34 protein-coding genes are annotated in these 21,507 nt (G+C 31.0%); 21 read left to right on the top strand and 13 right to left on the bottom strand.

What is annotated here, in order from left to right; all coding sequences use genetic code 11:
* Window positions 1–184: hypothetical protein (locus K9L97_02110; protein MCF7871804.1), on the bottom strand; the 184-nt coding region annotated here is incomplete at its 3' end.
* 9 nt (window positions 185–193) lie between these two features.
* Between K9L97_02110 and K9L97_02105 the strand changes: the two genes are divergently transcribed.
* From K9L97_02105 to K9L97_02085, 5 genes are all read left to right on the top strand, one after another.
* Complete coding sequence (locus K9L97_02105; protein ID MCF7871803.1) at window positions 194–631, top strand: 30S ribosomal protein S12; 438 nt, start codon at window positions 194–196, stop codon at window positions 629–631.
* A 106-nt stretch (window positions 632–737) separates the two neighbouring features.
* The gene (locus K9L97_02100) at window positions 738–968 is read left to right on the top strand and encodes a DNA-directed RNA polymerase (protein ID MCF7871802.1); all 231 of its coding nucleotides are present in this window, start codon (window positions 738–740) and stop codon (window positions 966–968) included.
* Between the two features lie 174 nt (window positions 969–1,142).
* Window positions 1,143–1,565 (top strand): NUDIX hydrolase, encoded by a 423-nt coding sequence (locus K9L97_02095; GenBank protein MCF7871801.1) that lies wholly within the window; start codon window positions 1,143–1,145, stop codon window positions 1,563–1,565.
* Between the two features lie 305 nt (window positions 1,566–1,870).
* Window positions 1,871–2,503, top strand: a complete 633-nt coding sequence (locus tag K9L97_02090) for a hypothetical protein (protein MCF7871800.1) — start codon at window positions 1,871–1,873, stop codon at window positions 2,501–2,503.
* Entirely contained in the window at window positions 2,500–2,910 is a 411-nt protein-coding gene (locus tag K9L97_02085) for a hypothetical protein (GenBank protein MCF7871799.1), read from the top strand. The genes K9L97_02090 and K9L97_02085 overlap by 4 nt, the downstream gene beginning before the upstream one ends.
* Window positions 2,911–2,916: 6 nt before the next feature.
* On the opposite strand, the gene K9L97_02080 is transcribed toward K9L97_02085, so the two are convergent.
* Together K9L97_02080 and K9L97_02075 are read right to left on the bottom strand one after the other, a co-directional pair.
* Entirely contained in the window at window positions 2,917–3,576 is a 660-nt protein-coding gene (locus tag K9L97_02080; GenBank protein MCF7871798.1) for an HAD hydrolase family protein, read from the bottom strand.
* A gap of 24 nt (window positions 3,577–3,600) precedes the next feature.
* Complete coding sequence (locus K9L97_02075; protein ID MCF7871797.1) at window positions 3,601–4,578, bottom strand: RsmB/NOP family class I SAM-dependent RNA methyltransferase; 978 nt, start codon at window positions 4,576–4,578, stop codon at window positions 3,601–3,603.
* 383 nt (window positions 4,579–4,961) lie between these two features.
* On the opposite strand from K9L97_02075, the gene K9L97_02070 reads away from it, so the two are divergent.
* Genes K9L97_02070 through K9L97_02055 form a run of 4 tightly spaced genes read left to right on the top strand, consistent with a single transcriptional unit; the run spans window position 4,962 to window position 7,684 of the window.
* Window positions 4,962–5,651: a peptidylprolyl isomerase gene (locus K9L97_02070; GenBank protein MCF7871796.1), complete on the top strand. Its 690-nt coding sequence runs from the start codon at window positions 4,962–4,964 to the stop codon at window positions 5,649–5,651.
* A 60-nt stretch (window positions 5,652–5,711) separates the two neighbouring features.
* Window positions 5,712–6,833: a cell division protein FtsZ gene (gene ftsZ / locus K9L97_02065; GenBank protein ID MCF7871795.1), complete on the top strand. Its 1,122-nt coding sequence runs from the start codon at window positions 5,712–5,714 to the stop codon at window positions 6,831–6,833.
* A gap of 25 nt (window positions 6,834–6,858) precedes the next feature.
* On the top strand, window positions 6,859–7,101 hold the full coding sequence (locus K9L97_02060; protein ID MCF7871794.1) for a protein translocase SEC61 complex subunit gamma: 243 nt from the start codon (window positions 6,859–6,861) through the stop codon (window positions 7,099–7,101).
* Between the two features lie 10 nt (window positions 7,102–7,111).
* Window positions 7,112–7,684: a transcription elongation factor Spt5 gene (locus K9L97_02055; protein ID MCF7871793.1), complete on the top strand. Its 573-nt coding sequence runs from the start codon at window positions 7,112–7,114 to the stop codon at window positions 7,682–7,684.
* A gap of 282 nt (window positions 7,685–7,966) precedes the next feature.
* Here the strand turns inward: K9L97_02055 and K9L97_02050 are convergent, their stop codons facing one another.
* Both K9L97_02050 and K9L97_02045 read right to left on the bottom strand, forming a co-directional pair.
* Window positions 7,967–8,716: a hypothetical protein gene (locus tag K9L97_02050; protein MCF7871792.1), complete on the bottom strand. Its 750-nt coding sequence runs from the start codon at window positions 8,714–8,716 to the stop codon at window positions 7,967–7,969.
* On the bottom strand, window positions 8,706–9,938 hold the full coding sequence (locus K9L97_02045; protein MCF7871791.1) for a DNA cytosine methyltransferase: 1,233 nt from the start codon (window positions 9,936–9,938) through the stop codon (window positions 8,706–8,708). The genes K9L97_02050 and K9L97_02045 overlap by 11 nt, the downstream gene beginning before the upstream one ends.
* 380 nt (window positions 9,939–10,318) lie before the next feature.
* Here K9L97_02045 and K9L97_02040 point away from each other — a divergent pair, with 380 nt between their 5' ends.
* From K9L97_02040 to K9L97_02020, 5 genes are all read left to right on the top strand, one after another.
* Window positions 10,319–11,017 (top strand): HAD family hydrolase, encoded by a 699-nt coding sequence (locus K9L97_02040; GenBank protein MCF7871790.1) that lies wholly within the window; start codon window positions 10,319–10,321, stop codon window positions 11,015–11,017.
* A gap of 54 nt (window positions 11,018–11,071) precedes the next feature.
* A complete protein-coding gene (locus K9L97_02035) occupies window positions 11,072–11,782 on the top strand; it encodes a 50S ribosomal protein L11 (protein ID MCF7871789.1) in 711 nt (236 codons plus the stop codon).
* A gap of 9 nt (window positions 11,783–11,791) precedes the next feature.
* Complete coding sequence (locus tag K9L97_02030; GenBank protein ID MCF7871788.1) at window positions 11,792–12,085, top strand: 50S ribosomal protein L21e; 294 nt, start codon at window positions 11,792–11,794, stop codon at window positions 12,083–12,085.
* A gap of 1 nt (window position 12,086) precedes the next feature.
* Window positions 12,087–12,440, top strand: a complete 354-nt coding sequence (locus K9L97_02025; GenBank protein MCF7871787.1) for a hypothetical protein — start codon at window positions 12,087–12,089, stop codon at window positions 12,438–12,440.
* A gap of 69 nt (window positions 12,441–12,509) precedes the next feature.
* On the top strand, window positions 12,510–13,091 hold the full coding sequence (locus K9L97_02020; protein MCF7871786.1) for a DUF655 domain-containing protein: 582 nt from the start codon (window positions 12,510–12,512) through the stop codon (window positions 13,089–13,091).
* A 606-nt stretch (window positions 13,092–13,697) separates the two neighbouring features.
* Here the strand turns inward: K9L97_02020 and K9L97_02015 are convergent.
* The 3 genes from K9L97_02015 to K9L97_02005 all read right to left on the bottom strand — a co-directional run bounded on the left by K9L97_02015 (window position 13,698) and on the right by K9L97_02005 (window position 14,831).
* Entirely contained in the window at window positions 13,698–13,859 is a 162-nt protein-coding gene (locus K9L97_02015) for a hypothetical protein (protein MCF7871785.1), read from the bottom strand.
* Between the two features lie 28 nt (window positions 13,860–13,887).
* Window positions 13,888–14,169 carry a hypothetical protein gene (locus K9L97_02010; GenBank protein ID MCF7871784.1) on the bottom strand — a complete coding sequence of 94 codons (282 nt, stop codon included), beginning with the start codon at window positions 14,167–14,169 and terminating at the stop codon, window positions 13,888–13,890.
* Between the two features lie 92 nt (window positions 14,170–14,261).
* Window positions 14,262–14,831 (bottom strand): 50S ribosomal protein L15e, encoded by a 570-nt coding sequence (locus K9L97_02005; protein MCF7871783.1) that lies wholly within the window; start codon window positions 14,829–14,831, stop codon window positions 14,262–14,264.
* Between the two features lie 336 nt (window positions 14,832–15,167).
* Between K9L97_02005 and K9L97_02000 the strand changes: the two genes are divergently transcribed.
* The 3 genes from K9L97_02000 to K9L97_01990 are packed head-to-tail and all read left to right on the top strand — an operon-like array spanning window position 15,168 to window position 16,296.
* The gene (locus K9L97_02000) at window positions 15,168–15,587 is read left to right on the top strand and encodes a 40S ribosomal protein S19 (GenBank protein ID MCF7871782.1); all 420 of its coding nucleotides are present in this window, start codon (window positions 15,168–15,170) and stop codon (window positions 15,585–15,587) included.
* Window positions 15,588–15,589: 2 nt separating this feature from the next.
* Entirely contained in the window at window positions 15,590–15,763 is a 174-nt protein-coding gene (rpl39e, locus tag K9L97_01995; protein ID MCF7871781.1) for a 50S ribosomal protein L39e, read from the top strand.
* Window positions 15,764–15,774: 11 nt separating this feature from the next.
* Window positions 15,775–16,296, top strand: a complete 522-nt coding sequence (locus K9L97_01990; GenBank protein MCF7871780.1) for a 50S ribosomal protein L31e — start codon at window positions 15,775–15,777, stop codon at window positions 16,294–16,296.
* A gap of 312 nt (window positions 16,297–16,608) precedes the next feature.
* Here K9L97_01990 and K9L97_01985 read toward each other — a convergent pair whose 3' ends face one another.
* Window positions 16,609–16,923: a hypothetical protein gene (locus tag K9L97_01985; GenBank protein MCF7871779.1), complete on the bottom strand. Its 315-nt coding sequence runs from the start codon at window positions 16,921–16,923 to the stop codon at window positions 16,609–16,611.
* Between the two features lie 332 nt (window positions 16,924–17,255).
* Here K9L97_01985 and K9L97_01980 point away from each other — a divergent pair, with 332 nt between their 5' ends.
* The 4 genes from K9L97_01980 (at window position 17,256) to K9L97_01965 (ending at window position 18,945) form a co-directional block, all read left to right on the top strand.
* Window positions 17,256–17,459, top strand: a complete 204-nt coding sequence (locus K9L97_01980; GenBank protein ID MCF7871778.1) for a hypothetical protein — start codon at window positions 17,256–17,258, stop codon at window positions 17,457–17,459.
* A 189-nt stretch (window positions 17,460–17,648) separates the two neighbouring features.
* On the top strand, window positions 17,649–18,140 hold the full coding sequence (locus K9L97_01975; protein MCF7871777.1) for a hypothetical protein: 492 nt from the start codon (window positions 17,649–17,651) through the stop codon (window positions 18,138–18,140).
* Window positions 18,141–18,149: 9 nt separating this feature from the next.
* Window positions 18,150–18,392: a hypothetical protein gene (locus K9L97_01970; protein MCF7871776.1), complete on the top strand. Its 243-nt coding sequence runs from the start codon at window positions 18,150–18,152 to the stop codon at window positions 18,390–18,392.
* 28 nt (window positions 18,393–18,420) lie between these two features.
* Window positions 18,421–18,945 (top strand): hypothetical protein, encoded by a 525-nt coding sequence (locus K9L97_01965; protein ID MCF7871775.1) that lies wholly within the window; start codon window positions 18,421–18,423, stop codon window positions 18,943–18,945.
* A 3-nt stretch (window positions 18,946–18,948) separates the two neighbouring features.
* Here the strand turns inward: K9L97_01965 and tpiA are convergent, their stop codons facing one another.
* The 4 genes from tpiA to K9L97_01945 form a co-directional block, all read right to left on the bottom strand.
* Window positions 18,949–19,632 carry a triose-phosphate isomerase gene (gene tpiA / locus K9L97_01960; protein MCF7871774.1) on the bottom strand — a complete coding sequence of 228 codons (684 nt, stop codon included), beginning with the start codon at window positions 19,630–19,632 and terminating at the stop codon, window positions 18,949–18,951.
* A gap of 37 nt (window positions 19,633–19,669) precedes the next feature.
* A complete protein-coding gene (lgt, locus tag K9L97_01955; GenBank protein MCF7871773.1) occupies window positions 19,670–20,452 on the bottom strand; it encodes a prolipoprotein diacylglyceryl transferase in 783 nt (260 codons plus the stop codon).
* A 1-nt stretch (window position 20,453) separates the two neighbouring features.
* Window positions 20,454–20,762 carry a thioredoxin gene (gene trxA, locus K9L97_01950; protein ID MCF7871772.1) on the bottom strand — a complete coding sequence of 103 codons (309 nt, stop codon included), beginning with the start codon at window positions 20,760–20,762 and terminating at the stop codon, window positions 20,454–20,456.
* Window positions 20,763–21,012: 250 nt separating this feature from the next.
* Window positions 21,013–21,492: a hypothetical protein gene (locus K9L97_01945; GenBank protein ID MCF7871771.1), complete on the bottom strand. Its 480-nt coding sequence runs from the start codon at window positions 21,490–21,492 to the stop codon at window positions 21,013–21,015.
* Window positions 21,493–21,507 lie beyond the last annotated feature (15 nt).

The following is a 21,507-nucleotide window of genomic DNA, read 5'->3' as shown; positions in this document are numbered from 1 at the left end:
TACTCACGCCAGCAATTTTACGAACTTGATAAGTAGTTTCACCCTCGTTTTTTCGCCTAATTGTTTCCATGAGTTTCCCTCTTGTGAGTTTCATACATTGATTTAACTCACCGTAGGGAAATAGTTTTGGGATAACACAAGAGCCTCCAAAATCACTACCTTTATAAATAGATAATAATTCCAAGATACTACTATGAGTAAAAAAGCATCAGGAATAAATTCAGCATCAAAACTTCAAAAAAGAAGAGCAACAAGCAGAAAACAATATAAATGGTATGCTAAGAAAGTTCTAGGTCTAAAAGATAAATCAGATCCTCTAACAGGATCAAGCCAAGCATCAGGAATAGTGCTGGAAAAAGTACAAAGAGAAGCAAAACAACCAAATTCAGCAATGAGAAAATGTGTAAGAGTACAACTAGTAAAAAACGGTAAACAAGTAACTGCTTTTCTGCCTGGCGATGGAGCACAAAAATTAGTAGATGAACACGACGAAGTAGTAATAGAATGCATGGGAGGCTCAATGGGCAGAAGTAAAGGAGACATCCCAGGAGTAAGATGGCAAGTAATAAAAGTAAATGACCAATCCCTCAATGCATTACTAAGAGGAAAAATAGATAAAGCAAGAAAATAAATAGTCACATCTTGCAAAAAACACTTTTTCTATTCACAAACTGACATATTATGAAGCCTAGCTTTTGAATATGTCTATGTGTAAAAAATATAGGAGGCTAAAAAAAATGTCAGACTTTAACGGCGGAAGAAGAAATTTTGGAAACAAAAGACCTAGTGGAAATAGAGGCGGACCAAAAAGATTTAATGATGGTCCAAGAAGATTTAATGATGGTCCAAGAGAAATGCATAAAGCAACATGTGCTGATTGTGGAAACGAATGTGATGTACCATTCAAACCAACAGAAGGAAAACCAGTATATTGCAGAGATTGTTTTCAAAAACATAGAAAATTTTAAAGAATTTTCTCAATTTCAACATAACTGGATCAACAAAAGCAACAAACTTTTCACAAACAAACTCTTTTATTTTTTATTTATAAAATTAATAAAACTCCTTTAACAAGATTGAAATCGGAAAAATTACGACAATTTATCGCAAAAGTTTATATATCTTTAAGACATAGTATATATATGCACTTTTTAGGTTTAATAGGAGAATATGTATTAATACAAAACCATGAAAATAAATTTTTATTTCTTGAATGGGCAAGTTATACTAAGTTCAAAAATAAACTTCATTTGCCTGGTGGAAGAAGTGATTTTGAAGATGAAGCAGGCGCTAGTTTGCTAAGAGAATTAAAAGAAGAAATTTCACTAAACAAAAACGATTTACAGGAAATAAAACCATTTTTCTTAAAAAAAACATTTAATGAATATCCTCGATACTCTGTGATATTTAGCGCGAAAATAAAAAAAGAAGCAGAAAAGAAAGTAAAAATTGGAGAACTAGAACATTTTTCAAAGATACATTGGCTGACAAAAGAAGAAATACTAAAAATGCCAAAAGAAAAATTATTCTTAGAATTTACAAAAGAACTAATCCAAAAAGTATAAAAATTTTCTTACAGCATAAGAAAATTACTTAATTACTAGACAAATATTCTTAAAATAATGTTTTGCTTTGAAATATTTTCAAAAAATAAAAATGTGAACATTTTAATACTAAAATTCTCAGCAAAAATTTATAAAACAAATTTGTTAACAACACTCTTCATCATAAAAAAATGAAACATCAAGATGACGCAAAACACACAACACAAAAATAACTGTTGATATAAATATAAAAATATTAAAAAAATAACTTATGACTACTTTATAATGACGAAACATTTATATACTGGTAAGTAAATCAATAAAAAATGATAGGAGAAATCATAGGAAAAGGCAAAAAAAGTAACTTATTTGTCGCCAGACCAAAAATAAAACAACCTGCAGATTACATAAAACCTGAAGGTTTACAACTAATGATTAACGCATACCAATTCCCACAACTACAAAAAGGACTTCTCGCAGAATATACAATAATTCCGGGAGATTACAAAACACAAAGAGCAATAATAACAAAAATAAAAACAAAACAAGAATTACAAAAAGAACAAAACTCATCAAACTTCTATGACGCGATGGACCAACTCAAAACATATTTCAACAAGAAAATAAGAGATGATTTAACAGAATTAAACGAAAAAAAATATATTAAAGAAAATGGAAACTCCCAAACCAAAGAACAAATAAAAGAACAACTAACATTCACCATAAAAGACACCATTTACTTCAACAAAGGACACGCACTAATAAAGGACTTATACGAACAAAAAGACTACAAAAATGCAATTGCTTTAGTAAATGATGCAAAAGAATACTTCTCAGAACTTATGGTGAAAACAATAAAAGAAAACATCTCAATTAACGTCAAACCGATATACCTAGGATTCAAAGATTTAGAATCATTAATAAACAAACAAAAAATGCAAGATATATTTGAAAAATGAAAAAACCAATATATGAAGAAGAAAACATTCTCAGAGGATATAGGGATATATACAATAAAAAACTATTAGAAAACATACCAAATCTAAATGGAAATCTCTACTTTGTCAACCAAACACTCTATACACTAACAAGCTTTACAGGTAATGGGGGCTGCTTACTTACAGACATACAAAAACCAGCAGAGGGCATTTACAGAAAAATAAGACAAATACTCAACGAAGACGAAAATAGGCTAGGAATCTTAATAGTGCCAACTGCAATAGAAACAAAAAAAATAATACAAACAATTCCAGGAATACAAGCACTCCTAAAAATAAAACCTTACAATTCACCACCAGGGATAATATACGACACAAAAAAACACCAATACATAAAAGACCTTGAAAAAAATTATGGAATAAAATAAACTATTTTAACATAATCCTCTCACAACTAAATATTTCTCAAGAACAGGAATAAGATCCCTCAAATCAGCACTATTAACAACCTCTTTAGCATACTTTAACAAATGCTCATCATTACAATTAAAAGCAATAGGCAAACCAACTTCTTGAAAAATATGGCTATCTCTATGCGTATCGCCAATATAGATGACCTCATTTAATGTAATGTTCAATTCTTTACACAAAGAATGCAAAACTTCTGATTTATATTGATCGCCGTTTTTTATAGTAGCAACAAAATCTCCTGTAATAATATTTTCTTTAATAACAAGTTCATTAGCAAAAATATAATTAAAGCCGAAATCTCTTTGAGCTCTCTTAACCAAATCAAGACTTCCCGCACTAATAATTGCTTTTGTTTTAAAATTTTTATCAACATAACTCATTAAATCAGAAATGCCAATCATATAATTAACATTGTCAATTAATTCATAATACTTCGAAGCATCTTTACCTTTCCAAAGAGTAGAAACTACTTTCTTAACAAGAGTTTCATAATCCACATCCAAATATCTCTTTGTAAGAATTTCACCTTCTTTCAAAGTGCCATAAATGTTATGAATCTGCATCCAAATTTTAACATCTTCAAACAAGACACCATCACAATCAAAAACAATCAACTTAAACATTTTTCTTCTCTAACAAAACAACATTCATATTTTTTTTCTAATCTTAGCAACAAAAAAACCTTCACTATCATTATCCTGAGGATAAATTCTAAGACATTTATAAACTTCAGAATTGTAAACTCTGCCATCAAACTCAACAACGACAGGACTTCTATTAATGTCCAAAGTAATATCCAAAAGCTCAGCATTCTCAAACATATCTAACAAATCAGAAACAATCCCTTCATTCTCTTCAGGCTCTAAAGTGCAAGTGCTATAAACCATGACGCCTCCTGGTTTCAACAATTTAAATCCATGAAAAGCAAGTTTTCTTTGATCTCTGACCATCCTTTTAACAAGACCTGGACTCCACATACTAGAAATTTTAGGATTTCTTCTAATAGTGCCAGTACCAGAACAAGGAGCATCAACCATGACAAAATCAAAACCCTCTCCTTGCTTCAAAATCCTAGTTCCATCCATTTTAGTAATAATTGTATTATGAACGCCGCACCTCTGCAAATTAATCCCTAAACTGCTCAATCTTTTACCTTGCATATCATTAGCGATAATCAAACCAGTATTTTTCATATATGCTGCAGCTTGACTCGTTTTACTCCCTGGAGCTGCGCAAGTATCTAACAGCAACGCTCCAGGTTCAGGTTTTAAGACGACTGGAGGTAACATACTTGCCGCATCCTGGACATAAATATAACCAAGCTGATGCTCCGGCAAATTACCAATATCAAAACGCTTACCTTGCCTATAAGTAATCCAAAAACCTTCCTTGCACCAAGGAATCTGCTCCAAGTTCCATTCAGGTTCAAGACGCTTCTTCAAATCCTTAACACTAATTTTCAAAGTATTAACGCGAATACTTTTTCTAATATAACGATTAGAATAATCATTAAAACAATTAAAACCTTCCTCTCCAAGCAAATCAGTATATCTTTTAATAAATTCAGGCTTCAAATCAACCCATTTATCGAAATGACTTCTTTCTTTTTCATTATCCGAATCCATACAAAACAGAATCGATTTGTTCTTTTTAAATTTATCAATTTAAAATTCATCTTCAACAGAGATTATGCTTTGACAAACAACACTGCTAAAAAACACAAGCAAAAAAATGTTTAACAAATACACAAGTAATAACATACATATAACTGATAAATGTGATGCAAAAATCTAACAAAAACAAAAAAACAAAGTCTAGCACAATACGAACACAACATTTAACAGATAAATCTCCAAATCACAATTCTTTTCTATTAATTCACAATCTAACACAATTATTCAAAATTAATAACGGAACATTTATAAATAAATATCTGTTCTTTTTCTGTATTCTTCTAATAAAAACCGAAACCGGAGCTAGAAGGAACACCTAGGAGGAAAATCATAAAATGACAATCAAAAAAGGAGATTTTATACAACTAGAATACACAGGAAAAATAACAGAAGACGCAACCATCTTTGATACATCAGTACAAAAAATAGCAGAAGAAGCAGGACTGCTACATAAACACGGACCAAACGATAATCATGATCACACAGACAAATATCACCCAATAACAATTTGTGTAGGAGAAAAACACCTACTTCCTGGACTGGATGAAGAAATAGAAGGAAAAAATATAGGAAAACACACAATAAATGTGCCGACAGAAAAAGCATTCGGCAAAAAAAATCCAAAACTTCTAAAAATAATGCCGATGAAACTATTCAAACAACAAAATATCAAACCATTTGTAGGTTTAGAACTAAACATAGATGGGCAAATAGGTATAGTTAGAAGCATAAGTGCGGGAAGAACAATAGTAGATTTCAACCACCCATTAGCAGGAAAAGACTTAACATATGAAGTAGAAATAAAGAAAAAAATAGAAGACCCCAAAGAACAAATACAAGCAATACTGGACCTAGTAGGAATAAAACCAACAAAAATAGAACTAAAAGAGAAAAAAGCAACTATAGAAATACCAATTGAACTACCTCCTGAATACACTCAAAAACTAAAAGAAGAAATCAAAAAATTAACAAATATAGAAACAGAAATTACAAAATCCCAAAAAACAGACGCAAACAAACAATAAATTTAAATACGAAATTAAAGAAAAACCATAATATATCAAATTCAACGGGAGGTGCACTTAATGGATCAACAAATCAACACAGGATACCGAGAAGATATCCGAAGCGTAAAACAAACAAACATAGAAAGAAAATCAAACGAACTAGACGAAGAACTAGAACGATTATTATCCCAACAAAAAGCAAAAATAAAAGTTTTCGGATGTGGAGGCGGTGGAAACAACACAATAAATAGAATAACAGAAATAGGAATTCACGGAGCAGAAACAATAGCTATCAACACAGACGCACAAGACTTACTATATACTTCTGCAGATAAGAAAATTCTCATAGGACGAGACTTAACTAAAGGACTCGGAGCAGGAAGCATACCAAAAATAGGTGAAGAAGCAGCAAGAGAGCAAAGCCATGAAATAAAACAAACGATGGCTGGCGCAGATATGATTTTCATAACCTGTGGTCTTGGTGGTGGAACTGGAACAGGCTCAGCACCAATAGTTGCAGAACTAAGCAAAAATTCAGGAGCCCTAACTGTTGGAATAGTGACCATACCTTTTAGAATGGAAGGACAAAGAAGATACGAAAATGCAATGATGGGGCTTGATTCACTAAGAAAAAATGTAGACACCCTAATAGTGATACCAAACGACAAATTACTAGAACTAGCACCAGACCTTCCTTTACACACAGCATTTAAAATAGCAGATGAGCTACTAACAAACGCAGTAAAAGGAGTAGCAGAACTAGTAACAAAAGCAGGACTAGTAAATCTGGACTTTGCAGACATAAGAACTGTAATGGGAGATGGAGGCGTAGCACTAATAGGCGTTGGAGAATCAGATTCTGATAACAGAGCAACAGAAGCAGTAGAAAAGGCCATTAACAACCCTTTGTTAGATGTTGATATACAAGGTGCAAATGGAGCGCTAATAAATGTAGTCGGCGGACCAGATATGACTTTAGAAGAAGCAAGAAAAGTTGTAGAAATAGTATCTGAAAGACTGGATGCAGAAGCAAGGATGATATGGGGAGCACAAATAAATGATGACCTTGAAGGAACCATAAAAGTTATGCTTGTTGTGACTGGAGTAAAAAGCAGCCAAATAATGGGTTCATACAAGGAAAGCAAAGAACAAAGAAAAAAAACATCAGAATCAGAACTAGGCATAGAATTTGTAGACTAAACTATTAATAAAAGGAGAATAAAAAATGAGCAAAGCATCGGAATTCATACAAGAATGCAAAAGAGTATTTAGAATAACAAAAAAACCGACAAAAGAAGAATATAAATCAATCGCATTAATATCTGGATTAGGAATACTAGTTATAGGCCTGATAGGGGCAATACTAACAATAATAAGCAACAAACAAGTATTAGGACTTCAATGGGCAATAATAATTGCAGTAATTGCGATAATAGTGCTAATGTTGTGGGGTAGAAAAAAACAATAAAGGGATAATCATGGAAGAAAATATACTAAAGAAAAACGTGCCAGATGCGGTGGAATTAGAAAGAATAAAAGAACTAGACAAAGAAATGGGAGAGTCAGAAAAATCCGAAAAAAAAACGGAAAAAGGAACAATAACAACCCACATTTTTGCAGTTAGAGTTACAGCAAATAGAGAAGACCAAGTAATGAGCTTTATATCGAGTAATGTGCAAAGAAAAAAACTAGATGTATATTCAGTAATCAGACCTCATGGGATGAGAGGATACATATTCTTAGAAGCAGAAACCAAAAGCGACGCAGAACAAGCAGCGTACGGCGTTCCATATTCTCGAGGCATACTTGGAGGAGAAATACCTTATAGTGAAATAGAACATATGCTTGAACAAGCAAAAAAAGAAGTAGACATCAGGAAAAACGATGTTGCAGAAATAATCTCAGGACCTTTCAAAAGAGAAAAAGCAAAAATAACAAGAGTAGACAAAGCAAAAGAAGAAGTTGTTGTAGAATTGCTGGAAGCAGCAGTACCAATACCAATAACTCTAAAATTGGACGCTATTAAAGTAATACGAAGAGATGAAGAATAAGTCTCTTTAATTTTTCTTATTTTTTATTACTATTCCGTAGTTAAAATACGAAACATTTATAATCGTGTCATTGTATTACTAGCCCGTAAAAGCAGAGAATTCTGCGTTTTTAAGCAATTCCTAAGAATTCGCCATAATTAAGCGCTATAACTTAATAGCGAATTTCCCAAAATCGCTCTTATCAAGGTTCACTACTTAGTGAATTTTTTAAGCGGAAAAAACAGATATCGACAGAAAAGGCAAAACTAAGGTAATGCTGTCAAAAAAAAGTGAATAGAAAAATTACTGGTTTTCATATATGGATTTAATAAAATTCATTTTTTTCTTTTCAGATTTATCTAAAGTGGACTCATCATAATAAACCACTTTTATTCTTTTTTTCTCCCCATCTAAAAATTCAAAATTAGGAACCTGCGAAAAATTAAATCTAGTTTTATCTGGATTTTTACCTGCTTTTAAAACTCTTGCCTTATAATGCGGTTCTAAAGCTCCATTTGGCATACACACAATATTTATATTAAGAATTTTCAAGTTTTCTTCTTCATATAAAATTGTAATAAAATATGTTAAGCATATTTTTTTATTTCCTTGATTCTTGTAAAATGAAGGTAATGCACTTTCATAATCTCTTTCTTGACTGCCATTAACTAACATTTTTCCAGTATAACTATTTTGATTTCTTCCAACAAAAATACTCGTAGTATAATCTCCAATATTTCTCGTTTGAACTGTTTTTAGATCAATGTGAATAAACGCATCTTCTGTTTCAAAAAAAATATCAGAACCAACGGGTGCGGAGTTTGGTTGTCCAATTCCTTTTCCGTTGAATAAAGAATAAACAATTCGTTCTGCACCAACTGCAAAACTAGAAATTCCAGAAGCATACTTTTCAAACCAATCGTCTTTTATTTTTTCTTTTGTATTAAACCCAAAAAGCATCTCATCTTCAACATATTTAAGAAAATGGTAGAATTTATTTAAGTATTTATATTCCATGTCTTCAATTTTTTTCATTTCTTGTTCAGTTGCCATTTTCCACCAAAATTTCTTTAATAACTTGAGCTACTTTTTCACCTAAAAGAACTGGAACTGCATTTCCTATTTGTTTGTACATATTTCCTAAACTACCTTCAAATACAAAATTATCTGGAAATGTTTGAATTATTGCACATTCTCTCACAGACATTCTTCTTTTTTTGTTAGGATGAATTTCAGGACCTGTTGCAGTAATAGTATCTGAAGGTCTATCCCAGTTATTAATTCTTAAAGATTGTTCAAATTTAATTTCTTTTAATTCTAATTCGGTTACTTGCTTGTCATATTTATTATCAAATCCCAATAATTCTTTTAATTTCCACCAATCATCAGGATTAGGGATACTACCAGAATTATTATCTTTTCTAAACCAATGTCCTGCAGTATGTTTATAACCAAAATATTCATCAACTTTTTTTGTTGAAATGCCCTTTTTGTTTCTCCAATATTTTAAGTAATCACAAATTTCGTGTTGATCAACCTTGTGTTTTCTTCCCCAAAATTTATCATGAACATTTGTCCTAGCAATATGATTAAGTATTTTTCTTCCATCTTTAATAATTGGATTATAACTAATCCATAAATCAGCTAAATGTTCTGTAGCTTCTTTTACAGTAACATGAGGTTTTAATTTTTTATCTACAAGCTGTTGTTGATTAATTGATATATTTTGATGAGTTGGTTCAGGGAATTTATTCTTTGCACCTAATCTGTTTCCAATGATTAAAATTCTTTCTCTTTGTTGAGGCACACCATAATCAGCAGCATTTAAGATTTTATAATCAACATTATAACCTATTTCTTTAAAATCATTTATAATCATCTCAACCACTTTTCCGTTATGCATAGAAAGTAATCCTTTTACATTTTCTGCAAGAAAAAAAGCTGGTTTCTTATCTTTGACTATTCTGAGCATTTCTTTGTATAAAAAATTTCTTTCATCTTCCATACTACGTTTTTTATTTGCAATTGAAAATCCTTGACAAGGGAATCCGCCTAAGAGAATATCAAAATCGTCAGGAATTTCTGAACTAGGAATTTTTGTAATATCACCAAGAACTATATGTTCACCTATATTTTTTTTGTAAGTATTAACTGCATCAGGAAAAAAATCATTAGCCCAAACCACTTCAAAACCTGCATTAATGAATCCTAAATCTAGTCCTCCGCATCCCGAAAATAAACTTACTACTTTATATACTCTCTTTTTTTTAGCCATTGAGCTAAAATATATTGAACAGATATTTAAATGTTTCTGGAAGCTGTCCAGTGGCTAGTAAAAAATAAAAAAAGGCGAGTCGTTACTTCGCTCCTTTTTTGCCTGCCACACCCTAAGTTTACGCCTTAGGATGCGAACGTTTTTGTCACGTTCTAAGTGTGTTTTTTGCGCATTCTCTAATCCGTTCTTGCTCCTTTGTCAAGTGCAAAAGGGTTTATCTGCCCAAGAGATAAATTGGCGTTTTAGCTCCTGAAATGCTTGTTTTTGGTGTTTTCAGGTTTCTTTACTGCCAAGTTATCTAATAGCGGAAATTAGAAAATGCGCTATAACTACTACTTAGTAGCGAAACATTTATAAATGATAAAGGCTAATAGCTTGATATGGATACATTAGATGCCTGGATACAAAATAAAGATTTCGAATTTGAATTTAAAAATATTGAACTAAATACAAAAAATAACATAGCATTAGATTTTGATGGGGTTATAACAAATCCTTTCTCTTTAAAAAAAGAATATTTAACAAATAAAGGATATTCAATTTCTAAAAAAACAATAACAAAGAAAGATATAATTTCTGAAATGCAAAATCAAAAGAAACTATCAGAACAACAAGCAAATAAAGAATATGATGAAATGATTGTATCTTTATATATAGAAAAAATGAACGAAATTCCATTGTTCGAATACGTGAAAGAAACAATAAATGAGATGAATTCTAATGGTCACAATATTTACATTGTAACCTCAAGATATGATGATGTTCAAAGACCTGAAATTAAAGCTGCATTAGAATATTTAAAAGAAAATGAAATAAAAATTGAAGCTCTAATAAACACAAATAATAAATCAAAAAAAGATGTGCTTAAAAAAATAAAACCACTAATTTATGTTGATGACTCCTTATCAAAAATAACAGAACTTTATGAAGATTCTGCTTGTTCTAAAATAATTCCAGAACTCAAAAATACAAGATTTTATTTATTTAATATCCATTCAAATGAATCAACTCTTCCAAATAACATAAAAACAGTGCATAATTGGAAACAAATAAGAGATATTCTATACAAACATCACTAGAAACCTTTATAAATAGACATCATTTCCACAATTACATAATCTTAAGTGATAATTATGGCAAGCACAACAGTTGAAGTATTAATAGAAGGGGGAAAAGCAACAGCAGCACCTCCACTAGGACCAGCTTTAGGACCAACAGGACTAAATGTAGGCCAAGTAGTAGTAGATATAAACAAAAAAACAGCAGAATTCAAAGGAATGCAAGTACCCGTAAAAGTAATAGCTGATTTAGATACAAAAGAATACAAAATAACTGTTGGAACACCACCAGCATCAGCACTAATAAAACAAGAATCTGGCATACAAAAAGGCTCAGGAAAACCAATGGTTGACTTTGTAGCAGATCTTGCAATCGAACAAATAATCAAAATTGCAAAAATGAAAGAAGATGCATTAACTGGCAAAACCATGAAAGAACGAGTAAAAGAAATAGCAGGAACCTGCGCATCAATGGGTGTAAAAATAGAAGGAGTTCCTGCAATAGATGCAATAAAGCAAATCAACGAAGGAAAATATGATCAAGAAATAACATCAGAAAAAACAGATCTGACTGCAGAAGAAAAGAAACAACTAGAAGATGAAAAGAAAACAATGCAAGCAGAACTAGAAGCAAAAAGAACACAATTTGAAATACAAGCTAAAAAAATCATAGAAGAACTAAAAGATAAAACTTCAGAAGAAAAAAGAAAAGCATTAGCAGAAGCAAAATTACCTGAAGAAATAATAAACAAACTAGTTCCAAAAGACGATAAAAAGAAAAAATAAGGTGTAAATATGGCTAGAAAAGGTGGATCAAGAAGAAGTAAAAGAACAATATTTACTAAATCCTCAAGAGACAAAGGAAAAACAAGCATAAGAAAAATACTTACAGAATACAAAGAAGGACAAAAAGTTAATTTACTAATAGAACCATCTATGCTAAAAGGACTATACCACCCAAGATTCGCAGGAAAAACAGGAACTATAATAAGCAAAAAAGGTGAATGTTACGAAGTTAAAATAACAGATATGGATAAACAGAAAACACTAATAGTTCACCCAATACATCTAGAAATAAAAGGCAACTAAAATGAGCAAAGCACAAATAATAGAAAAAACCCCGATAACTATTTTGGAAACAAAAAAAGAACTAGAAACTGCACACAAAAGAGATGGAGAACTAAACTATAGGGGCAACAAAACACTAGAATACACGAACCAATTTTCTACACTTTCCAAAAAAAAACACGATGAATTAAAAAAGAACCTAGAAAATCTAAATATACCAAGATTCAAACCAGAACACATAATCAAAGTATTAGACTTCTTACCAAAGTCAGTGCCAGAACTAGACGTCTTACTTCAAGGATATACACTAACAGTGACAAAAGAGAACAAATCAAAAATAATAGATGCAGTAAAAGAATTCTTAAACGAAAAATAACAAAGTTTAAATACTTGAAACTCGATATTTAACTAAAAAACATTTAAATGAATAAAATTTGGGGGAAAAATGATTGATAGAAAAAGAGAAGAAACAGCAATAGTGCTAGACTTTCTTTTAAACGGATATGCATCTGACAGAAAACCAATACATCTAAAAACAAGTATAGCGCAAGCTATAGGCACAAACCACTTCACATTATTAGAACTAGTACCAAAAAAAGGCGTATTCTTACAACCCCATGAAGAAGTATACATAGGACAAGATAAAAGAGAAAAAATACATCATATAAATGGAAAATTAGATTTTCAAAAATTGACAAGCACAGGAAGAGCAGAGCTAGAAACAACAGTGAACAAAATAATAAAAAAAGAAGAACAAAGGTTTGTAAAATTCTTCAACACAGCAAATCCTATAAATACAAGAATACACACCTTTGAATTGTTGCCAGGAGTAGGAAAAAAACACATGAAAGAAATAGTTGAACAAAGAGAAGAAAAAGATTTTGAAAGCTTTGAAGATATCAAAAAAAGAGTAAAACTAATGCCTGATCCTGAAAAAGTCATAGCAAAAAGAATAGTTCAAGAACTAGAAGGACTAGAAAAACACTACTTATTTGTACAACCACCAAAATTAAATAGAGAATTCTAAAAACGCTAAAAGTGTTAAACAAATAAAAAAATAAAAAAAAGTGCAAATAAAAAACTAATAAACAACATTAACAATCTTTACGAAAATAAACTTTTAACAAAAAACCTTTTTTTCTTCAATTAAACATATAAATCCCAAACACCAATAAACTGTTGTTAGGGGGTAATAATATGTATGACATACTAGTTCATAGGTTTAAAACTGTAAGGCCAAACGGAACCGAAATAACAAGATACAGAGAAGTAATTTACAATTCAGAAAACGAAATGATAAAAGAAGAAAACTAATCAAAAACAATATTGTATTTATTCACTAGCTCTTTTTGAAAGTGATTATTAAATGCAAAACTGCTCGTTACTCTATTAGTTAATTCATCTAATAATATGCCTTTTTTAAACAATTTATTTATTGCGCGCTAGCGAAGGGGGTTTAATACCCCGACCTGCACAAAAATCTTTGATTTTTGGCATGCCAGAAACTTTGTTTCTGTGCATTTAGGTCGATAGTACGCAATCTGAAAATCGCGATAAGCGACTGAGTCGTAATACTCCGTCCTGCTCAAAAATCTTTGATTTTTGGCATGCCAGAAACTTTGTTTCTGTGCATTTAGGGCGGAGATAGACTTGGAGCAGCGATTTTTATTATTCTAATCTTTTCTATATTTTCATAATAATCAGAATCTAAAAATTCTATTTTTTCATCACACGTAGCATATAAATGCCTCCTAACACAACCATTGTACACACTTCCTCCAAAGCCAAGCGTCATATTTTCTCTGTTTATTTTAGAATGAATTTCAATCAACTCGCCAATTTTTTTCAAAATTATGATCTTCTATATTAACCCAATTTTTAGAAACTCTAAGCATATTAACCGTGTCTTTATAATTTACAGGATGTGAACGTCTATTATTTGAATATATTTTAATATTTAACTCATCAGCCACATTCGACAATTCTTGCAAAAAATACATATTAGTGCTATGTTTATCCCGGCAATATCCAAAACCATCACTAATATCAACTAAAACTAATGCATTAACATCATTCAAAACAGATTTAATAGCGTTTTCAATCATAAAAAGAGAAATAATAAGAAATATATAAAAATTAGTAAAATACAAAAATAATGTATAAAAAAGCCTTGCCTTTTGTATTTTTGTAACAAAAATTAATGTCTTCCTTTATTAGCTTTAGAACTAGGCCTAGTTTTTTCAGAACCCATGCCTTTCTTCCGCAGACCTCTACTTTTTCTTCCAGCACTTGTCAAACCACGCTGAACCCTACCAAAAGTATCTCTTGCCCAAGCAGTATTCCTATTCAAAAACACGTCAGGACTAGATCTATCAACCAAAATTACTTCGTACCAAGCATTTTTACCATCTTTTGCAACAAAATAACTATTCAGAACTTCGCAATTAGGATATTTAGAAGAAGCTCTCTCTTCAGCTACAACTTGATATGACTTAGAAACTACTTTTTTCATACCACTATTAGCAGTTTTTCGTCCGCCCAAATCATGAGGTCTTTGTCTACCTCCTCTAAGAACTTTTTGTCTAACAACTAAAAAACCCTTTTTAGGCTTCCAACCAAGACTTCTAGCTCTATCAATTCTAGTAGGTCTCTCAATTCTTATAGTAGTAGGTTCTTTTCTCCAAAGGATTTTTCGTTCCTTCATCAAAGCATTAAACTCATCAGACTTTTCATTCCATAACTTCTTAACGTATTTTAGATATCCCATAATACATCCTCCATTCTTATCATTTTCAGGTTTTCAGCGAAGAAACTCGCCACATCAACCAATCAATATAAATACAGAATAACCTTTCATTTATAAAGATTTATCTTTTTATTAACAAAAAGAAAAAAGGAAGGTAAATGCTGGAAATAAATTGAGGTGTCATTGCCAACAAAATACCTTCCTAAGCGTTATAAACAAAGAATATTAGTCCGATTTTTAAAATTAATTGAACTTAATACTCCATTTTCAAAAACATAATTTTTTTAAAGGGCCCGTCTTTTCTTTATATTGGTTTAGAGGATTAAAAGAGTTATATATACAAACGGAGCGATAACTATGAAAGATGTCAATCACTATAAATTGGTTGAAGCTCTAGCAAAGGAGCTAAAAGAAACATGTCAGCCCCCAGAATGGGCAAAATTTGTAAAAACAGGAAATGCAAAACAAAGACCTCCATTAAGGGATGATTGGTGGCAGATTAGAGCTGCAAGCATTTTACTAAAGGTTCAAGAACTTGGACCAGTTGGAGTATCAAAACTAAGAGTAAAATATGGAAGTCGAAAAAATAGAGGTGTTAAACCCGAAAAATTCGTTGTTGCTTCTGGAAATATCATTAGAAAGATTCTACAACAGCTTGAATTCTCAAAATTAATAGAACAAACAAGCGTAGGAGTTCACAAAGGCAGAAAAATTACGAAAAACGGCATCAAATTGGTTATTAATGCTTCCAAAGATGTTAAAAAGGAGGATGCTTGAAAATGGCAAAATTCATACATATTGCAAGAAAATTAAGACTAATTGCTGCTAATAGAAGAACAAGATGGGCGCCTTTTTGGACTGTCCCAAAAATATATGGTACGGGAAGAAGAGTTCATCCAGGAAGACACACAGAAACAAAAAGAAGCTGGCGAAGAACCAAGCTAAGAGTTTAAGGTGATTAAATATGAAAGATGAAGCAACATATACAATTCCCTTAAGAAGAGAATTTGTCAAGGTTCCACGTCACAGAAGAGCAAAAAGGGCGATACATGCACTAAAAGCATACATCATTAAGCACACTAAGTTAGAAGATGTCAAAATAGGACCTATGCTAAATGAGAAAATATGGGCTAATGGAATTAAAAATCCGCCTGGGAAAGTAACTGTTAAAGCAAAAAAGAAAGATAATAGTGTTTTAGTAGAACTAGAAGGATTTGAATACAAAGTTGAAAAAGTTCAAACCAAAAAAGAAGAACCAAAAACTTTGAAAGATAAACTTGAGGCGAAAATAGACAAAAAAGAAAAAAGTCCTAAATCCGAAGAAAAAGAAATAAAAGAAAAATCTACGGAAAAAAAGACTGACGAAAAAACTAAAACAGAGCCGAAAGAAAATTCAAAACCAACACTTGAAAAAACAGAACCAAAAGAAACTAAAACAGAAACTACTCCCAAAGAACCTTTAGAAACTTCTAAAAGCAAAAATTAAATTTTTTATTCTTTTTTTTATTGGATTATCTGTCATTCAAGATCGATATAAATGGTGTTTTGCTTCGTATGTTCAAAAATTTGTGATTAAGAAACAATCGTTAAAACTTCACCTTTTAATATGAAGATAGAGATTATTTCAGCAAATTTTTATTACAGTTTTCATTAGTGTTTCATTAATTTTTTTTCTTTTTTCTATAAGTCAACTAATATGTGTTTAAACACAAAAATGCACTTTTAACTCAAAATGCGCTTCAAAATTTCAAAGAATCCACTTAAATATCGTTAAATGTCGTGTTTTTTGATTAATCCTTTAATTCTTTAACAAAATGGTTTCTAGCTTTTTAAGTACAGTATCCACTGCCACAAATATATTTCTCTCGGTTATTTCTGTCGCTTCAACTTTTCCTTCAAAAACAACTTTTCCATGTAACTCGTATTTTTCTGAACCTTCAGTTTTATGAACCTCTTTTAAATGTAATTCCAAAGCTTCATAACCTTGCAAATTATCTGAGAATTTTCTTGCATAACTTCCAACTATCTTTTTCACTACAACAACTTCCGGCTTTTCAAGAACATTAAAACCAGACAATCTTATGTTCCCTCCTAACTGCATATCTTCTTCCATGTAAAAACCCCCTGAAATAATACAACCTGTTTCTTTTTATTTATATAGTTTATGTTTTGTTCTTGCAATATGGGTTTTTAAACTTGGTCAGGATGCAAAATAACTTAGAACAAAACCCTACTGATAATCACGGGTTGTGTTCTATGTCTTTAATTTTCGTATTGCAAAGTATTGTTAGCTGCTTTGCAGTCTTAAGTTTTTTACTAAGAAACAAAGATCTTTAACGTGTTTTACATTGTATTTTTCTCAATTGAACTCTAGGTAATATAGATATTTGGGACACATCAGATAATCACACAATATTTAAAAAAGAAAACATCTTAAAACAACAAATGTATATAAAAAAATACGAAGAGGCTTGTCCGATATGTAATGGAACTGTTAGTGGGAACTTTAAATACAAATACCACTGTGAAAACTGTATGCTTTTATTTGACTACAAAGATTTAGTCAAAAAAAATAAAATAGTCAATCACGTAATGACAGATAATCCAATAATAAAAAAAAGAATAAAAAACAAAACTTTTAAAGAATAAGACTAAAGGATAAGAAATAGATTATAAAGCTTCAAAAAATAAAAATATCTTGTGTTTTGCTTTGTCTTTTGTAAATAGTCATTAAAAAACAACTCAATTTGCTTACGTCCTCGACTAAATTATAAAAACATTTATAAAGAAAGATATCGATTTATGATAATCAGAATTACAAAAAGAGGTGTTTCACACATGAATAAAAAAGCAGCTTTACAACTAGGTATAAGCACAATTGTTGTTCTAGTTATAGCAATGGTTTTAATAGGTGCCGGAGTAAGTTTTATAAGAACATTCTTTAATGAAGGAGAAAACAAACTTATAGGTGCATTTGATATTGAAGATTTTGGAAAACAACCAACAAGACTTGACCCCTTAGTGCTTGAAGAAGGCGTATTAAGAATAAAAAGTGGAAAAAGCACTAATGTGCCTGTAGGATTCTATAATGCTAAAGATAGTCCAGAAGAAAATGTTACAATAACCGCGGGTAATTGTGTGCCTGCAGTTGGAGTAGAAAATTTTACCATTCAAAGTTTACCTCAAGATGTGACAAATGGGCAAAAAGCAGGGTTTACAGTAACAGTTTTTATGAAAGCAAGTGAAGGAGTATATGTATGTGAAATAAAAGCGGAAGGATTAAAGGGGATTTTAGAGACTGAACAAATTGAAGTAGAAATAATGAACTAAGGTGAAAAAATGGTAGTAAAAATTCATAAACAAAAAAGACAACTCACAAAAGAAGAAGAATTCGAATTATTTAAACTAGTATTTGACAAATTCCTATGGATAGGTACAATTGCAACACTGATTGGAATATACTTGTTGTTTGACAAAAATCAAGAGATATTGTTAGGCTTAATATTAACCCTAGTGGGTGGCTTGTTTTTTACATTAATAACAAGCATAGTATCAAAAAATTTGGCTTTTAAAAAATACTAAAACTGTTTTTTTTTAGGTGTTATTTTCTATGAATAAAAAAGCAATTGAAATGTCAATAAATGCAATAGTTGCAATAGTTCTGGCGATATTAGTGTTTGGAGCAGGAATTGGAATATTTAAAAGTATAACTTCAAAGGGCGGCGACTGGTTAGAAAAAATTGATAAAGATTTAGAAGAAAAAGTAAGACTTGCAGCAGATGACGGAACTCCTCTATTTGTATCTCCTGCAAGTATAATTATAAGAGGAGAAGAACACGAGATCGTGTATGTTGGTGTGAGAAATATTTTAAATAAAAAAGTAAATGTTTCAATAACTGCGAATAAAATAATGTATTCTGGAGAAATTGATTTTGAAGGAAACTATACGGCGGGACTAAACTTAGAAAATATAACTGTAGATTCAAAAAACGCAATTTCTAGACCCATAATGTTAAATTTAAAAGAATTTCCTTTAGGACAAAGCACAATAAAAGTTACGGCAGAATATTTTGATTTTGAAACAAGAGACTCTTTACTAGAAAAAAATTCTCTAATATACATAACAAAAAAATAATGACTAAAAACCAGCTAATAATTCTAAAATTGTATTGTAAGGATTATCGCTTTTAACGACAGCACTAGAAACCAATATGCCTTTTACTCCATGCTTAAATGCCTCAATAACATCTTTTTTAGTGCTTACTCCCGCACCACAAATCACAGGAGAATCACAATTTTTACTAACTAAACGAATAGTTTTATCAATCAACTCCGGCTCAACTTCACTAATGCTTTTTCCAGTTCCAATTAATTCAGGAGGTTCAATAGCAATAAAATTAGGGGTGTTCTTGGATAATTCATATGCATGTTCGGGAGTATCTGCACAAAGAACAACGAATAAACCATGACTCTTACAAATTTTCATTGTTTTAGCAATATCCTCTTTAGAAATTTGTTTTTCAGAATGATTAAGTAAAGTACCTATAGCTCCTGCTCTTAACACGGCTTCAGCAGAAATGCTTCCTGTATGTGCTCCTTGTTCAAAACAATCAATATGCTGAGCAATAACAGGAATTTTAGTTTTGTTAGTTATCAATAAAATGTCTGTTGGTTGAGCTGCTAAAATAACTTTTTTTCCAGTTTTTTCTGCAGCTCTTTCTGCTGCAACAGCTACTTTAAGTGCATCAATTGAAGTCCCTTTGTCATAAGTTTTTAAATTAATTATTAAAACTGGTCCATCTCTAAGAAGTCTATTTAACAATTCTTCACCTCTAAAATTAAATGCGCACTTCTTATTTTTAAATCTTTTTATAAATTCTTAACAAAGCAAAGACCGATACAATAAAAAAAATCACGCACAGAATTTGCCCCATTGTCAACCCTAGTAAAATCAATGGATCATCACGGTAAAAATCTAAAATAAATCTACCCACACTATAAAAAATTATAGATGAGAAAAATACAGTTCCTTCTTTAAGTTTATCAAACAGACTCATCCAATAAGTTATTCCAAACACAAAAAAATTTTTTAAACTAGCATATATTTGATAAGGGTGCCTGCAACCATTCGGAGGATTAACAATGTATTGAGAAGATTCATAATTAACACAAATATTCGAATTAGACACTCTGCCCCACAATTCGCCATTAATAAAATTAGCAAGTCTTCCAAAACCAAGAGTCAGCATTAAAGGAATCATAGAAACATCTGCCATTCTAAAAAAACTTACCTTGTGTTTTCTACAAAAAAAGTACCCAGAAATCATGGCGCCTATTATACCTCCATGAATACTCATTCCACCGTTCCATATGCGAAACAATTCAAAAGGATCCTGAATGATGATGTGAGGATAAAAAAAGACAAAATCAAGAAGCCTAGCTCCTAGAATGCTGCCTATGATTATATATATAATGAATGTGTCCGTGTTTTCTTTATTCAAATTTTTTATTTTGTTATGCACAGCTAAATATCTTATATAAAAATAAGCAAATAAAAAACCCAGAGCATAAACAAGGCCATAATACCTAATTTCTAAAAAGCCTATCTGAAGCAATACGGGATTTATGTTGTGTATCCACATTTTAGTTAAATGCAGAAGTTAACTTGCTTTTCAAAGCATCTTTGGACAAAGCCCCAACAATTCTATCAATTTCATTACCATCTTTGAATAAAATCATTGTCGGAATTCCTCTAACGCCTGCTGAAGCACTTATTTCTCCAGCTTCATCAACATTTAATTTCGCAAATTTAACATTTTTAATTTCTTTACTTAATTCTTCAAATATGGGTCCTAGCATTCTACAAGGACCGCACCATTCAGCCCAAAAATCAACGATGACATTTCCTTCTTTAACAAAATCTTTAAAATTTTCTGCATTTAATTCTTTCATAAGTTCACCCTCATAACAAAAATAATGATTATTTTTTATAATTTTCTCTTTTTAAGATCATTATGTAAACTTTAATTGTCAATTTTAAGAAAATCAAAAGAAACACGACTTGAAGCATAACTATCAAAACTCTGCATTTTTAGTAAATCTGTTTGTCACAAACAAAAACATATTTTCCAACAAAAAACTTAGAAGACTTCATAGTGCTCTTTTTAATTCAAATCATACTATTTAATTCAATGTTCTTTTATCATGCTATTGCAATGATTATATCTTTAGAATGAAGAATTTTCTCAGAATTATCAACTCCCAAAGTCAACGCTTCTAATTTACAAGAATACTCGCCAAGTTCATATTCAGAAATTGTTAATGTAGAAACAAAACCTGCGGATTCCCTGCCATTGACTGGTTGAGCAACATAGCTTAAACTGGGATTGAATGCTTCACAACCAACAATTCTAAAATTAACACTATTTAATATCATCATTTGCTCATTAAAAATTCCTATGGCTACTTGTTTTTCACCACCAGAATTTATTTGAATTTTTTCAGGAGCGGTAAACGGATTATTTTGATTTGCTCTTTGAAGCGCAGATTCAGTTGTTATGCCAGAATCCATAACTTCAGAACCATGAATAAGCCACTTATAACCATAAGCTCCTAAAAATAAAAGAATAACCAAAACAATAATAGTAAATATTACTGCTCCGGCGCCACCTTTTTTATCCATTAAAAATTAATGAAA

The organism is Candidatus Woesearchaeota archaeon, from assembly GCA_021735165.1.
GTDB lineage: Archaea > Nanobdellota > Nanobdellia > Woesearchaeales > 21-14-0-10-32-9 > JAIPET01.
Note: the sequence above shows the minus strand (reverse complement) of the source record. Positions and strands in the feature narration are given on the sequence as shown.

Bases quoted from the DNA above. Each gene is read 5' to 3' on its own strand.
- K9L97_02105 (MCF7871803.1), top strand. From the start codon at position 194: ATGAGTAAAAAAGCATCAGGAATAAATTCAGCATCAAAACTTCAAAAA.
- K9L97_02080 (MCF7871798.1), bottom strand. From the start codon at position 3,576: ATGTTTAAGTTGATTGTTTTTGATTGTGATGGTGTCTTGTTTGAAGAT.
- ftsZ (MCF7871795.1), top strand. From the start codon at position 5,712: ATGGATCAACAAATCAACACAGGATACCGAGAAGATATCCGAAGCGTA.
- trxA (MCF7871772.1), bottom strand. From the start codon at position 20,762: ATGAAAGAATTAAATGCAGAAAATTTTAAAGATTTTGTTAAAGAAGGA.
- K9L97_01980 (MCF7871778.1), top strand. From the start codon at position 17,256: ATGTATATAAAAAAATACGAAGAGGCTTGTCCGATATGTAATGGAACT.
- K9L97_02070 (MCF7871796.1), top strand. From the start codon at position 4,962: ATGACAATCAAAAAAGGAGATTTTATACAACTAGAATACACAGGAAAA.
- K9L97_02095 (MCF7871801.1), top strand. From the start codon at position 1,143: ATGCACTTTTTAGGTTTAATAGGAGAATATGTATTAATACAAAACCAT.
- K9L97_01990 (MCF7871780.1), top strand. From the start codon at position 15,775: ATGAAAGATGAAGCAACATATACAATTCCCTTAAGAAGAGAATTTGTC.
- K9L97_02035 (MCF7871789.1), top strand. From the start codon at position 11,072: ATGGCAAGCACAACAGTTGAAGTATTAATAGAAGGGGGAAAAGCAACA.
- K9L97_01975 (MCF7871777.1), top strand. From the start codon at position 17,649: ATGAATAAAAAAGCAGCTTTACAACTAGGTATAAGCACAATTGTTGTT.
- K9L97_02005 (MCF7871783.1), bottom strand. From the start codon at position 14,831: ATGGGATATCTAAAATACGTTAAGAAGTTATGGAATGAAAAGTCTGAT.
- K9L97_02075 (MCF7871797.1), bottom strand. From the start codon at position 4,578: ATGGATTCGGATAATGAAAAAGAAAGAAGTCATTTCGATAAATGGGTT.
- K9L97_02050 (MCF7871792.1), bottom strand. From the start codon at position 8,716: ATGGCAACTGAACAAGAAATGAAAAAAATTGAAGACATGGAATATAAA.
- K9L97_02045 (MCF7871791.1), bottom strand. From the start codon at position 9,938: ATGGCTAAAAAAAAGAGAGTATATAAAGTAGTAAGTTTATTTTCGGGA.
- K9L97_01945 (MCF7871771.1), bottom strand. From the start codon at position 21,492: ATGGATAAAAAAGGTGGCGCCGGAGCAGTAATATTTACTATTATTGTT.
- K9L97_02060 (MCF7871794.1), top strand. From the start codon at position 6,859: ATGAGCAAAGCATCGGAATTCATACAAGAATGCAAAAGAGTATTTAGA.
- K9L97_02085 (MCF7871799.1), top strand. From the start codon at position 2,500: ATGAAAAAACCAATATATGAAGAAGAAAACATTCTCAGAGGATATAGG.
- K9L97_01965 (MCF7871775.1), top strand. From the start codon at position 18,421: ATGAATAAAAAAGCAATTGAAATGTCAATAAATGCAATAGTTGCAATA.
- K9L97_02020 (MCF7871786.1), top strand. From the start codon at position 12,510: ATGATTGATAGAAAAAGAGAAGAAACAGCAATAGTGCTAGACTTTCTT.
- rpl39e (MCF7871781.1), top strand. From the start codon at position 15,590: ATGGCAAAATTCATACATATTGCAAGAAAATTAAGACTAATTGCTGCT.
- K9L97_02090 (MCF7871800.1), top strand. From the start codon at position 1,871: ATGATAGGAGAAATCATAGGAAAAGGCAAAAAAAGTAACTTATTTGTC.
- lgt (MCF7871773.1), bottom strand. From the start codon at position 20,452: ATGTGGATACACAACATAAATCCCGTATTGCTTCAGATAGGCTTTTTA.
- K9L97_02055 (MCF7871793.1), top strand. From the start codon at position 7,112: ATGGAAGAAAATATACTAAAGAAAAACGTGCCAGATGCGGTGGAATTA.
- K9L97_02040 (MCF7871790.1), top strand. From the start codon at position 10,319: ATGGATACATTAGATGCCTGGATACAAAATAAAGATTTCGAATTTGAA.
- K9L97_02100 (MCF7871802.1), top strand. From the start codon at position 738: ATGTCAGACTTTAACGGCGGAAGAAGAAATTTTGGAAACAAAAGACCT.
- K9L97_01985 (MCF7871779.1), bottom strand. From the start codon at position 16,923: ATGGAAGAAGATATGCAGTTAGGAGGGAACATAAGATTGTCTGGTTTT.
- K9L97_02000 (MCF7871782.1), top strand. From the start codon at position 15,168: ATGAAAGATGTCAATCACTATAAATTGGTTGAAGCTCTAGCAAAGGAG.
- K9L97_02010 (MCF7871784.1), bottom strand. From the start codon at position 14,169: ATGATTGAAAACGCTATTAAATCTGTTTTGAATGATGTTAATGCATTA.
- K9L97_02025 (MCF7871787.1), top strand. From the start codon at position 12,087: ATGAGCAAAGCACAAATAATAGAAAAAACCCCGATAACTATTTTGGAA.
- K9L97_01970 (MCF7871776.1), top strand. From the start codon at position 18,150: ATGGTAGTAAAAATTCATAAACAAAAAAGACAACTCACAAAAGAAGAA.
- K9L97_02015 (MCF7871785.1), bottom strand. From the start codon at position 13,859: ATGACGCTTGGCTTTGGAGGAAGTGTGTACAATGGTTGTGTTAGGAGG.
- K9L97_02030 (MCF7871788.1), top strand. From the start codon at position 11,792: ATGGCTAGAAAAGGTGGATCAAGAAGAAGTAAAAGAACAATATTTACT.